The organism is Legionella resiliens, from assembly GCF_021344005.1.
Classification (GTDB): Bacteria; Pseudomonadota; Gammaproteobacteria; order Legionellales; family Legionellaceae; genus Legionella; species Legionella resiliens.
In genome coordinates, this window is record NZ_JAJTND010000005.1 from 518609 (window position 1) to 532273 (window position 13665).

Sequence of the window (13665 nt, forward strand, 5' to 3'; positions counted from 1 at the left end):
TGACTAAGAAGCCTAAAACACTCCGGAGGAGTCCACTTTGGTAAAAAGGACTGTACTCAATCTTACTGTCTATCCGGATTCCCTAAAAGAGCGTATTAAAATAATACGCTCTTTTTTATTTACTTCTTTATCATTAAGAAAGTAATGATGCTCATAGCCTGAATGCCTCCTCAAGAGTTATATAAACATTCCTTACTTATCCGGCTGTTTTTTTTATATATAACCACTATAATCGAATGGTTAAATCCAAGTTAGTATTATAATTAAATATATGCTTACAAAACGGACATTCAATCAAATGGATATTTTATTAATTTTCCTTGTCCTGTTCTTTTTTAGCTTATCTTTGGGGCTAATCGCGTTCTATGATTATTTATCAAGGAGTGAATCATGAGCATGTATTTAATCTGTGGAATAATTGCTTTCGGCTTATTAATTTTTTTGTTAGTTGTATTATTCAAACCTGAATTGTTCTAAGCAGTGGATTTTAATTTAAATATGGGAATGGACCCCTATGACAAAACCTGGTTTCCTACAAATTGCGTTTTATCTATTCTTTTTATTGCTCCTTGTCAAACCGTTGGGTTGGTACATGGCACGAGTATATCAAGACCGCCCCTGCTTTTTAAACACTTTATTAAAACCTTTTGAGCATCTAATCTATAGACTTTGCGGTATTCGTACTCAAGAGGAAATGGGATGGAAAACCTATTTATCGAGCATGCTCTTCATTAATTTAGCAGGGTTATTGGTCGTTTACCTCGTGCAACGCATCCAATTCTATCTGCCACTAAATCCCCAACAATTTGTATCTCCTTCTCCTGAACTTGCATTTAATACCGCTGCAAGCTTTGCCACCAATACCAATTGGCAAGCTTATAGCGGCGAAGCAACAATGAGTTATTTCACACAAATGTTTGCCCTGACAGTACAAAGCTTTATTTCAGCAGCGACGGGTATGTCTTTATTAATTGCAATCATACGAGGCCTCGTAAAACATGAAAGTAACAGTCTGGGGAATTTCTGGGTCGATACGGTTCGCGGTATACTCTATATTCTATTGCCTATGTCATTGATTTTTGCACTCATTTTGTGCTCCCAAGGCGTCATTCAGAATTTTAAGCCCTATCAAAAAATTAATTTGACTCACCCATTTACCTACCAAAAACCTGTTACCGATGGAACAGGTCAAACGGTATTGGATAACCAAGGCAATTCTAATACAACTTCGACAAGCGTATCAGAACAAATTGTCCCTATGGGGCCTGCAGCATCACAAGTTGCCATTAAACAACTAGGGACTAATGGGGGTGGTTTTTTTAATGTCAATTCTGCCCATCCATTTGAAAATCCTACGCCACTCACCAATTTTCTGGAAATGGTAGCGATCTTACTCATTCCGGCAGCTTTTTGTTTTACGTTTGGCACCATGGCTCGTGATAAAAGACAAGGATGGGCACTATTAATCGCCATGTCCATTCTGTTTGTTCCATGTTTACTACTTAACACACTAGTCGAACAAAGAGGAAATCCTGCATTTCAACAAATGGGGATTGATACTACAGCTCGATCTGAATTTTATCCTGCAGGAAATATGGAAGGCAAAGAGACTCGTTTTGGCGTTATTAATTCCGCAATTTGGGCAACAGCTACAACCGCGTCCTCTAATGGTTCAGTCAACTCCATGCTTGATTCATTTACTCCTTTTGGTGGTTTAGTGCCTTTATGGATGATGCATTTAAATGAAGTGAGTTTTGGTGGCGTTGGTTCCGGATTATACGGCATGTTGATGTTCGTGATTCTTACTGTATTTGTTGCAGGACTTATGGTCGGCAGAACCCCTGAATATCTGGGTAAAAAAATCGAGCCTTATGAAATGAAAATGGCATCCATTTCTGTTTTAATTATGCCCTTAATTGTACTCATCACTACTGCCTATGCTTCAGTAACAGATATGGGCAGAAGCTCCATAGCCAATCCCGGAGCACATGGCTTTACAGAAATTCTCTATGCGTTTACTTCCATGGGGAATAATAATGGCAGTGCTTTTGCCGGTTTAAATGCCAATACCCCCTTTTATAATATCGCTGGGGGCATGCTGATTTTAATTAGCCGATATTGGCTCGCTATTCCTGCCCTGGCAATTGCTGGCTCACTCGTTAAGAAAAAAAGGATTCCCAACAGTTTAGGTACATTAGCAACTCATACACCTCTTTTTATTACTTTATTAGTCTGTATTGTCATCGTTCTTGGCGCTTTATCCTTTTTACCTGCTCTTGCTCTTGGTCCTATTGTGGAGCATTTGATGCTTTGGGGGAAGTATGGATACTAAATCACGCTCTATTTGGGATTTTAGTATTATTAAAAGTGCATTACTCGATGCATTCTTCAAATTGACACCTCATGTACAAATAAAAAACCCCGTGATGTTTACCGTATATCTAAGCTCAATTATCACGACAATTCTCTTTATAAAAGCACTTTTAGGGGATGGTGAAGCGCCACCATTTTTTATTCTTGCTATTAGTTTGTGGCTTTGGTTTACACTCTTATTTGCCAATTTTGCGGAAGCTATGGCGGAAGGGCGCGGCAAAGCCCAGGCTCAAGAGTTACGTCGGGCACGCCAGGAAATTCAGGCTAAAAAATTAGCAAAAGCATCTAAAGGTGCAAAATTCACTATTATTCCCTCAGTGCAATTACGGGCCGGGGATCTGGTATTAGTTGAAGCCGGTGATTTCATTCCCAGTGATGGTGAAGTTATTGAAGGGATTGCTTCGGTGAATGAAAGTGCTATAACCGGGGAAAGCGCGCCAGTAATTCGTGAAAGTGGTGGAGACCGTAGCGCAGTAACCGGAGGCACGCAAGTGATTTCTGATTGGCTTATCATTCGTATCACCTCCGATCCAGGTGAAACATTTCTGGATCGTATGATTGCCTTAGTTGAAGGGGCTAAACGACAAAAAACACCCAACGAACTTGCATTAACCATTTTACTTGCTGCGTTAACCATCGTGTTTTTAGTGGTTTGCAGTACTTTACTTCCTTTTTCTATGTACAGTGTATCCGTATCTAAAACAGGTTCGGTCATTTCAATCACTGTGCTGGTGGCCCTTTTTGTTTGTTTGGCTCCAACAACTATTGCTGGATTGCTCTCTGCAATTGGTATTTCTGGCATGGACCGAATGATTCAAGCAAATGTCATTGCTTTATCTGGACGTGCGATTGAAGCTGCAGGTGATATCGACATTTTATTGCTTGATAAAACAGGAACAATTACTTTAGGCAACCGACAAGCAACGGAATTTATTCCCGCAGAAGGCGTCGATATTACAGATTTAGCCGACGCGGCTCAATTAGCTTCCCTAGCTGATGAAACACCAGAAGGCCGAAGTATTGTTATCCTTGCTAAAAGAAAATATAAATTACGTGGCAGAGCTCTAGCTCAATTGAAAGCAACATTTATTCCTTTTACCGCCCAAACACGTATGAGCGGTGCTAATCTCGGTACTCGACAAATCCGTAAAGGCTCAGATCAAGCGATCGAAGAATACATCAATCAATTAGGGGGCAACATTCCTGAAAATGTAAAAACCAATGTTGAGATTATTTCACGTCAAGGAGGAACAGCCCTGGTAGTTGCTGAAGGACCAAAAGTATTGGGCATCATTCGACTTAAAGACATCATTAAAGGGGGGATTCGTGAACGTTTTGCACAGTTACGACAAATGGGCATTAAAACCATCATGGTAACTGGCGATAATCCCCTGACTGCTGCTTCTATCGCCGGTGAAGCAGGAGTGGATGATTTTCTAGCCAATGCAAAACCCGAAGATAAACTTAATTTAATTCGCAATCTGCAAGCTCAAGGCCATTTAGTAGCGATGACGGGTGACGGAACCAACGATGCACCTGCGCTCGCTCAAGCGGATGTCGCTGTTGCAATGAATTCAGGCACACAAGCAGCAAAAGAAGCCGGTAATTTGGTAGATCTGGATTCAAATCCAACTAAATTGATTGAAGTCGTGGAAATAGGTAAGCAGTTACTTATGACACGTGGAGCCCTGACGACTTTTAGTCTTGCCAATGATATAGCCAAATATTTTGCCATTTTACCCGCAGCATTTGGAACTACTTATCCCGTACTGAATATACTCAATATCATGCACCTTTCAACACCACAAACTGCGGTGCTTTCCACAGTCATTTTTAATGCGATCATTATAGTTCTTCTCATTCCTTTAGCGTTACACGGAGTTAAATATCGACGCCTTCCTGCAGCACAACTTCTGCGAAATAACGTGATGATCTATGGGTTAGGTGGTTTAGTCGTACCTTTTATTGGCATCAAAATGATTGATATGCTTTTAACTACATTGGGTTTAACAGGATAAATAAATGGTTATAGAAGCTCTGAAACAAATAAAAACTGCTTTAATGTTTCTACTCATTTTTTCCCTGCTAACGGGTTTAATCTATCCTGCTGTTGTCACTGCGTTAGCCCAATTATTTTTCCCTTATCAAGCAAATGGCAGTTTGGTGCTACGTGATGGAAAACCTATTGGTTCCGCATTAATTGGACAATATTTTGACACACCTAACTACTTCTGGGGAAGACCTTCTGCCACCACTCCATACCCTTATAACCCCGCCAATTCTTCAGGATCAAATATGGGGCCTTCTAATCCAGAATTTTTGGCAATTGTAAAAAAACGCGTTAATCGCTTGCATCAAGTCAATTTGGAAAATCCTAATCAAAAAAACAAGCAATTAATTCCAGTTGATTTAGTTACTGCCTCTGCAAGTGGATTGGATCCTGAGATAAGTCCACTGGCAGCTTATTATCAGATACCGCGTATCGCCAAAGCGCGGAATATCCCGGAACAAGAAATTCAAGAATTAGTGAGCAAGCTAATAAAAAAACGTACCTTACACCTTTTGGGGGAACCGCGAATTAATGTATTGGAACTTAACTTGGCTCTGGATCACCTAAGGACTCCTCAATGACTGACAAACGTCCCGATCCTAATGCATTATTACAACAGGTAATCGAAGAAGAGCAACAAAAACAGCGCGGCAAACTCAAAATTTACCTCGGGGCGGCCCCAGGGGTAGGAAAAACTTATTCCATGCTTCATGAAGCAATGGGAGAGCAGGCCAAAGGACTGGATATAGTAGTAGGGATTGTTGAGTCTCATGGGCGCGCCGAAATCGAAGAAATTCTTAAAAATTTCGTGGTTTTACCTAAAATAACGATTGATTATCATGGCAAAAAACTCAAAGAATTTGATCTTGATTCTTCCTTAAAAAGAAATCCGGGGTTAATTCTCATCGATGAAATGGCGCATACCAATGTGAGTGGCGTACGGCATAAAAAACGCTGGCAAGATATTAAAGAACTACTCGATCGCGGAATTGATGTATATACGACACTCAATGTTCAACATATAGAAAGCCTCAATGACGATGTCTCACAAATCATTCATGCTCCTGTTCAGGAAACGGTTCCCGATTTCATGATAGAGAGGGCTAATACCATCGAATTAGTGGACTTAGCTCCAGAAGACTTGTTAAAGCGCCTTGCTGAGGGCAAAGTCTATGTTCCCCAACAAGCGCGGCTTGCTGCTGAGTTTTATTTTCGCAAAGGCAATTTAATGGCCTTACGCGAACTGGCGTTACGGACTCTGGCAAAGCAGGTAAATACACAAGTGCTTTTATACAGACAAGGCCAAGGTATTAGACATATCTGGCCCATAATGGAAAAAATACTGGTTTGCGTTGGTCCAGGTCCTGAATCACATAAATTGATTCGAGCAGCCAAAAGAATGGCTACCAGTTTGCAAGTGGATTGGATTGCTGTATATGTGGATTCTACGCGAACCCATTTATCCACAACCCAACGCAATCAAGCCATTAAAAATTTATTTTTTGCAGAACAATTGGGGGCTGAAACTCATATTTTGATGGGTTATGACCTTGTTAAAGAGATTATCAATTTTTCCCGTGAACAAAATGTTACCCTCATTATGATCTGTAAACGAATTCGTCATCGCTGGAGAAATTTTTTATTTCGTAGTCTGGCAGATGAGGTTTTACGCTATAGTGGTGAAATTGATGTTTATACCATGACCGAAGTAACAAAGAGATCTAGAAAAAAATCTCTTGCAAAACCAATGACTCCCTGGCTTTATTATTTTTTATCAACCAGTATTGTAGCAATCACAACGCTTATTAATTATTTAATTTATCCGTTAGTAAATGAAAGTAGTTTAATCCTGGTTTATTTAATAGGGATAATTTCTACTGCCACCTTAGGACGAGCAGGTCCTGCCATTTCGGGAATTATTCTGAGCATTTTGGCGTATGATTATTTATTTATCCCCCCCTACTACAGTTTTCTCATGGAAACATCAGATTATTTCTTCACATTAGTTTTAATGTTCATTTTAGCACTCGTTATTTGCCAATTAACCTTAGTGACTCGCCGCCAGTCAGAGATTGCGCGTCTTGCAGAATATCAAACATCAGCTTTGTATACATTAAGTCGACGATTATCCAGAACACGTGGAATAGTCAGATTATTGCGGGCAGGGATCAATTTTATTTCAGAAATTTTTCATTGCGAAATTATCGCCTTATTACCAAAAAACGGACGTCTTGTTGTTCGCGCGCGAGCTAAATCACATGAGCAATTGGATGAAAAGGAATACAGTATCGCTCAATGGGTATTTGAATTAGGACAAAAAGCAGGATTGGGAACTGACACGCTCTCGTTTTCTAATGCGCTGTTTATTCCATTACTGGGCGCGCGCGGAACCGTGGGTGTTTTAAGAGTACATTCCTCTAAAAATAATGATTTCACAGCTCCTGAAAAAATACAGTTGTTGGAATCGTGTGCCAATCAAATTGCATTGGCTTTAGAGGTAGATAGCCTGCAGGAAGAATCTAATAAGTTAAATCATTCTCATTCATAAACAGGGTAACATCACAACTTTTCACACGGTGTACTGCGCTTTAATCCCCCTGAGGAGCATCATAAAATTTTCCCACACTTCTGCTTACAATGTACGCGGGAAAACAAATAAAAAATGAAAAAACCTGAATTCAGATATTCCTCAGCGAGTAGTTGGGTCAAAATGACCTGAGGTATTGTCACTTTTTTATAAGAGCCTCCAATAATTTTTTCGCCTACGTACCGCGCATAAAGCGGTACGTAGAGAAATTTTAAATAAAAAACTGACGATCCGCAGGTCAAAATGACCAAACCTACTCGTTACTTGCTATGGATACAGCGGATAAAGTACGCTACTTAGGGATTATTATTTACAGTACGTAGGAAGGTTTATTCGGATATGTTGGCGAAAAAAATTTTTGGGATAGTTCCGGGGATTTCTTCGTCGCACTCAGCTTCAATATCTTTGATCATCTTATTTAAAATCATTCTTAGTCTGGAAAATCAATCTAAATTACAATAGGATAATGAATATTTAGGTGAAAAGGATTTACCATGATGATTGCAACGTTACTGGCACCAGACAATGAAACCCGAGTAGCCATTACTCCTAACTCAGCAAAGCACTTTATAAAATCAGGGTTTGAAGTCGCCATCGAAAAAAATGCAGGCCTTGCTGCCGGTTTCAAAGATCAAAATTACGAAGAAGTCGGTGCCTCTATTCAGGATAAAAAAAGTATCCTCGGAAAAGCGAATCTTCTTTTTTGTATTGATGAGCCTGATCCCAAAACTCTGGAAGGCCTGTCCCAGGGTGCCTTGGTCATAGGCCATATAGATAATGATCCAGAAAGTAAACTCATCACCTGGTGCAAAGAAAAACAAATTACACTGCTCTCAATGAACCTTATACCCCGCATCAGCCGTGCTCAAAGCATGGATAGCCTATCCTCACAAGCAAACTTGGCAGGGTATAGAGCTGTTCTAGAAGCATGTTCTCAATTCCATCGCGCCATTCCGATGATGATGACAGCAGCAGGAATGATTCAGCCAGCTAAGGTGCTTGTTCTGGGTGCAGGAGTCGCGGGTTTGCAGGCCATAGCAACAGCCAAACGTTTAGGGGCTGTAGTTTACGCGTTTGACGTACGGCGGGCAGCGAAAGAACAAGTTGAAAGTTTAGGCGCAGAATTTATTGAAGTGAGTCAGGATCAAGACAGTGAAACTAAAGGTGGCTACGCTTCGGAAATGAGTGAAGAATATAAAAAACTTCAAGCAGAACTTATTGATCAATACGCTAAATTAGCAGACATTGTCATTTCCACAGCCTTAATTCCAGGGAGAAAAGCACCTGTTTTAGTGTATAAAAAAACTGTAGACCAAATGAAGCCTGGATCAGTTGTCGTTGATCTTGCAACTTCCCGAGGGGGGAACTGCGAAGTCAGCATTCTTAATAAAACCATAAAACATGGAGAAGTGACTGTCATCGGTTTAAGTAATATGGCGGGACTAGTTCCGGCTACTGCAAGTGAACTGTATGCCAATAATTTAGTGCATCTTATTAATTTGCTCGCACCCCAACCTCCAGAAATCACATTAAACCCCAGTGATGAAATCATTCAGCAAGCAGTGCTTTGTCATCAAAATCAATATCTACCATTTCAGGCAATAAAGGAGACACAAAGTGCATGAGATTAACACTCTAGGTAATCCCTACATTACCATACTCACTATTTTCGTTTTGGCCTGCTTTGTAGGATATTATGTCGTATGGAAGGTCACTCCAGCTTTGCATACTCCATTAATGTCAGTCACCAACGCAATATCCAGTATTATTGTTTTAGGGGCACTCATTGCTGCAGGAAGCCAGTTAACAGGAAAAATCACCTGGATCGGCGGTTTAGCAATATTTATTACGTCGATTAATATTTTTGGTGGATTTGTTGTAACTCAACGCATGTTGCGTATGTATAAAAAATAGTTACAAAAATTAAGGATAATTTCTTATGACAGCCCTAGTTCCTTTATTTTATTTATTATCTGCTGTGTGTTTTATATTGGCACTCAAAGGTTTAGCCAGCCCTGCATCTGCAAGGAGAGGAAATCTTTTGGGTATTGCCGGTATGATTCTTGCCGTAGGCTCAACCTTGATGATGCCAACAACATATCATCAACCTTTACTCATCAGCTTAATGATTGCAGGAGGGATAATTGGGACTTATATTGCATTCAAAATTAATATGACTGCTATTCCACAACTCGTCGCAGCATTCCACTCATTAGTGGGGATGGCGGCAGTCTTAGTTGCTTTCTGTGCTTTCTTGGCCCCCGCTTCGTTTCATATTGGTGTCCCAGGGGCAATTGCTAAAGCAAGCCTTATCGAAATGAGTCTCGGTTTAATTATAGGTGCCATCACTTTTTCTGGCTCAGTCATTGCCTTTCTCAAATTGCAAGGAATTATGTCGGGTAAACCGATTAAGCTTATAGGTCATAACCTAATTAATCTGATTACTGCGCTAGCCATACTCGCTGTATTGGCCTTGTTTTTTATTAACCAAACACTGACACTTTTTAGTGTCATGGCTGGCTTATCTTTTTTAATTGGCATATTGCTCATTATCCCTATTGGCGGTGCGGACATGCCAGTGGTTATCTCAATGCTTAACTCCTACTCAGGGTGGGCAGCAGCAGGTATTGGATTCACACTCAGCAACCATTTACTTGTTATTACCGGAGCTTTAGTAGGCGCTAGCGGAGCCATTCTTAGTTACATCATGTGTGTGGGGATGAATCGTTCCATTTTTAATGTAATTTTTGGGGGCATTCAGTCATCAGCAGCTAATTTACACGCTAATACAGTGGATGAATCACGGGCAGTACGACAAGGTAATGGTGAGGATGCAGCATTCCTCTTAAATAATGCTAAAGATGTAATCATTGTTCCTGGATATGGTATGGCGGTAGCGCATGCACAACATGCAGTCAAAGAATTAGTTGATGCCTTAGAACATCGCAACATCAAAGTTCGCTTTGCAATTCATCCTGTTGCCGGTCGGATGCCTGGCCATATGAATGTGTTGCTTGCAGAAGCTAATATTCCCTATGATAGAGTTTTTGAACAAAGTGAAATTAACCGTGATTTTACAAGCTGCGATGTGGCTTATGTAATTGGGGCAAACGATATAACCAATCCTGCAGCAAAAACCGATCCTGGCTCACCAATTTATGGTATGCCCGTTTTGGAAGTAGAAAAAGCAAAAAATGTATTGTTTGTTAAACGAAGCATGGCACCTGGCTATGCAGGTGTAGAAAACGATCTGTTTTACCATGACAATACTTACATGCTGTTTGGTGATGCAAAAGTAATGACTGAATCCATTGCCAAGGCTTTGGAAGCATTATAAATCCGGATAAACAGCACAAAAAACCTGGGTTTTTCCCCGGGTTTTTCTATATCCCACTTAGGTTACAGCACTACCATTCAAGGCATGAATATTAATTTGCCATACGTACAAAATAAATGTATCTTAGTTCAGTTATTATCATTATGGAGTTATTTAATGTTACGAAAATTCGGACTTTGCTTGTTGTATTTTGCCGCATCTTTAAGTACAAACGCATATTCTATGGAAAGTCATTTGCTCCAACGAGGGGTTACGATTGAATATGAATTACCTAGTAATGATCCTCAAATATTTCTTAATTATCTGTTTTGGCCTGTAGAAGCAAACTGTAAAATTGCTTCAGAAGATGAAGGGGATGAGTTTTTGGTTGTAGCATTAGCTAAAAAAGGAAAAGTTAATGATATCGGTTTGTCTACGGGAGAATCGATACGAATCACCGTCCATCCAGGTGAGAATTTAAAGATTAATGCAGATTCGGGCGCAAAAGTTGAAATCACTAACTTAGGGCCGCATACAGTAAAAGCTATGTGCACTGCTGCTTAATATACACAGAAATTCATTTATAAAGAACACTCTAATTATATCCTGGGCTCAACAGAGTCACCGTTCAGAGGGTATGTTTGAACCTAGAACTCAGGTTGAACGAAAAATACGATGAGAAAGCGCAGCATATCTAAGCATTGATCAGCGTATTTTTTCGTTCAAGATGAGCCATAGCTTTTCGGACATCGGATCTTGAAGCGAAACGTCCTAGTGTTCCCGCGTCGCATGGAATTGAATTTTGGGATAACGTTCTTCAGCCATTGTTAAATTAACACGAGTTGGAGCAAGATACATTAAAGCATCGCTCCCATCCAGTGCCAGATAATCATGCGCTTTTGTTCTAAATTCACTCATTGCTTTATCATCGTCAGAATAAACCCAACGAGCACATGCTATATTCACTGTTTCATAAATACAATCCACCTTATATTCATGTTTCAAACGGTGAGCGACCACATCAAACTGCAGTACTCCAACTGCTCCCAAGATTAATTGATTGCTATTTAATGGTCTAAATACCTGGGTTGCGCCTTCTTCAGATAATTCAATTAAACCCTTTAATAAGGCTTTACTCTTTAACGGATCCTTTAAACGCACCAACCGAAACAGCTCAGGAGCAAAATTGGGAATTCCGGTAAATTTTAATTGCTCACCTTGAGTAAAGGTATCGCCAATGCGAATTGTTCCATGATTATGTAAACCAATAATATCGCCAGGCAAAGCAACTTCTGTATGGGAGCGATCACCAGCCATAAAGGTTAAGGCATTAGAAATTTGTACTTCTTTACCAATACGTAAGTGATTGATTTTCATTCCTTTTCTGTATGCTCCAGAACAAATACGTAAAAAAGCAATTCTGTCCCTATGTTTCGGATCCATATTAGCCTGGATTTTGAATACAAATCCGCTAAAAGTATCTTCATTAGGTACTACAGACCGCTCTTGGGTTGCACGAGGTTGTGGACCTGGAGCATAACGAACGTAATCATCCAGTAACTCTTTGATCCCAAAATTATTAATTGCAGATCCAAAATAAACTGGGGTCATTTTACCCGCTAAATAGTCCTCCAAATTGAATTCATGGGAAGCGCCTTTGACGAGCTCGATTTCTTCACGTAATTCCTGAGCACCATCGCCCAATATTTCATCCAATTGGGGGTTATCTAATCCTTTAATTTGCATCGCATCTTGCTTTTGCGCATTTTTTCCGGGTTGATATAAATAAACGATATCTTCATAGCGATGGTATATGCCTTTAAAACGTTTTCCCATGCCTACAGGCCAAGTAATTGGCGCACATTGAATACCTAAAACTGATTCAACCTCATCCAGTAAATCAATAGGATCGCGACCTTCACGATCCAGTTTATTAATAAAAGTCATAATTGGCGTATCACGCAAACGACATACTTCCATTAATTTAACCGTTCGCTCCTCGACCCCTTTGGCTACGTCAATTACCATCAACGCTGAATCTACTGCAGTCAACGTACGGTAAGTATCTTCTGAAAAGTCCTCATGCCCTGGAGTATCCAGCAAATTCATGACATGCTGATTATGTACAAACTGCATAACAGAAGTAGTAATAGAAATACCACGCTCTTTTTCCATTTCCATCCAGTCAGAAGTCGCATGCCTATCGGCTTTACGTCCTTTAACAGTTCCAGCTAATTGAATTGCGCCTCCAAACAAAAGTAATTTCTCGGTTACTGTGGTCTTACCCGCATCAGGGTGAGAAATAATTGCGAAGGTTCGTCGTGTATTAAAATCCTGATAAAAATCGGACATGAAATTCTCTAAACAAATATAATATTATCGTATGTAGTGAATTTTAAGCGATTCCTGAACAAATACAAGACGAAGCGATATTTCTCAGGAAAAACAGTAGAGTGAAAAGACTTATTAAAATAGTCTTTTCACCTTAAAGACGCTATGATCAAAACTCAATTCATACATTAAGGCGGGTTGACGCCTAGCCTACGTTCCGCGACTTGTTCGCGGGATCCAGAACCTGGAGAATAAGATTAAGTTTGGTATGAATCAGATCCTGCATGGATTCCGCGAACAAGTCGCAGAACGTAGGACAATAAGATAAATTTTCAATTCATCTTAATAAAATTCACGCTAAATGTAATACATATAGGAGATAATGAGTCCATCATGAAACGTTGCACTTGGGTTGGAAGCGGCAAGCCTTATTATGAACAATACCATGACATGGAATGGGGTATTCCTGTACATAATGATCAGAGACACTTTGAAATGCTTTTACTTGAAGGAGCACAAGCAGGATTGAGCTGGGAAACAATACTTAAACGCCGCGAAGCATACCGTAAAGCATTCAAACAATTCGATCCCAACGCTGTAGCAAAAATGACGGATGAAGAATTACAGGCCTTACTCACGGATCCGAGCATTATTCGTAATCGCCTTAAAATTTTTTCAGCACGCAAGAATGCACTTGTGTTCTTGAAAATTGTTGAGGAATTCGGCTCCTTCGACAACTATGTTTGGCGATTTGTAAATGGAAATCCTAAAATAAATTATCCTAAAAATCTTCAAGAAGTACCAGCCACCACCCCCGAATCAGATGCTTTGTCGAAAGATTTAAAAAAAAGAGGAATGAGTTTTGTCGGGTCAACGATCATGTATGCTTACATGCAAGCAGTTGGAATGGTCGATGATCATTTAGTTGATTGCTTTTGTAAGAATCGAGAACTTAATTCATAGAATGAATATTTTGAAGTTGAAGCCCTAACCCGGGTTCCGGGTTAC

At 40.0% G+C, this 13665-nt stretch carries 11 protein-coding genes; 10 read left to right on the forward strand and 1 reads right to left on the reverse strand.

Annotation, left to right across the window (positions count from 1 at the left end):
* Window positions 1-396 precede the first annotated feature (396 nt).
* The 9 genes from LXO92_RS17310 (at window position 397) to LXO92_RS14830 (ending at window position 10890) form a co-directional block, all read left to right on the forward strand.
* Entirely contained in the window at window positions 397-477 is an 81-nt protein-coding gene (locus tag LXO92_RS17310; RefSeq protein WP_370529205.1) for a potassium-transporting ATPase subunit F, read from the forward strand.
* 37 nt (window positions 478-514) lie between these two features.
* Window positions 515-2332, forward strand: a complete 1818-nt coding sequence (gene kdpA / locus LXO92_RS14795) for a potassium-transporting ATPase subunit KdpA (RefSeq protein WP_232891245.1) — start codon at window positions 515-517, stop codon at window positions 2330-2332.
* Window positions 2322-4391 carry a potassium-transporting ATPase subunit KdpB gene (gene kdpB, locus LXO92_RS14800; RefSeq protein WP_182350294.1) on the forward strand — a complete coding sequence of 690 codons (2070 nt, stop codon included), beginning with the start codon at window positions 2322-2324 and terminating at the stop codon, window positions 4389-4391. Before kdpA ends, kdpB begins: the two co-directional genes overlap by 11 nt.
* Window positions 4392-4395: 4 nt before the next feature.
* The gene (gene kdpC / locus LXO92_RS14805) at window positions 4396-5004 is read left to right on the forward strand and encodes a potassium-transporting ATPase subunit KdpC (protein WP_182350295.1); all 609 of its coding nucleotides are present in this window, start codon (window positions 4396-4398) and stop codon (window positions 5002-5004) included.
* Entirely contained in the window at window positions 5001-6971 is a 1971-nt protein-coding gene (locus tag LXO92_RS14810; RefSeq protein WP_182350296.1) for a DUF4118 domain-containing protein, read from the forward strand. Before kdpC ends, LXO92_RS14810 begins: the two co-directional genes overlap by 4 nt.
* A 533-nt stretch (window positions 6972-7504) precedes the next feature.
* Complete coding sequence (locus LXO92_RS14815) at window positions 7505-8635, forward strand: Re/Si-specific NAD(P)(+) transhydrogenase subunit alpha (RefSeq protein WP_182350297.1); 1131 nt, start codon at window positions 7505-7507, stop codon at window positions 8633-8635.
* Window positions 8628-8924 (forward strand): proton-translocating transhydrogenase family protein, encoded by a 297-nt coding sequence (locus LXO92_RS14820; RefSeq protein WP_131779146.1) that lies wholly within the window; start codon window positions 8628-8630, stop codon window positions 8922-8924. The genes LXO92_RS14815 and LXO92_RS14820 overlap by 8 nt, the downstream gene beginning before the upstream one ends.
* Window positions 8925-8949: 25 nt before the next feature.
* Window positions 8950-10347 carry an NAD(P)(+) transhydrogenase (Re/Si-specific) subunit beta gene (locus tag LXO92_RS14825; protein ID WP_232891246.1) on the forward strand — a complete coding sequence of 466 codons (1398 nt, stop codon included), beginning with the start codon at window positions 8950-8952 and terminating at the stop codon, window positions 10345-10347.
* A gap of 156 nt (window positions 10348-10503) precedes the next feature.
* A complete protein-coding gene (locus LXO92_RS14830; protein WP_182350299.1) occupies window positions 10504-10890 on the forward strand; it encodes a hypothetical protein in 387 nt (128 codons plus the stop codon).
* A 207-nt stretch (window positions 10891-11097) separates the two neighbouring features.
* On the opposite strand, the gene LXO92_RS14835 is transcribed toward LXO92_RS14830, so the two are convergent.
* On the reverse strand, window positions 11098-12678 hold the full coding sequence (locus tag LXO92_RS14835) for a peptide chain release factor 3 (RefSeq protein WP_182350300.1): 1581 nt from the start codon (window positions 12676-12678) through the stop codon (window positions 11098-11100).
* Window positions 12679-13050: 372 nt separating this feature from the next.
* Between LXO92_RS14835 and LXO92_RS14840 the strand changes: the two genes are divergently transcribed.
* Window positions 13051-13620, forward strand: a complete 570-nt coding sequence (locus LXO92_RS14840) for a DNA-3-methyladenine glycosylase I (protein WP_182350301.1) — start codon at window positions 13051-13053, stop codon at window positions 13618-13620.
* Window positions 13621-13665 lie beyond the last annotated feature (45 nt).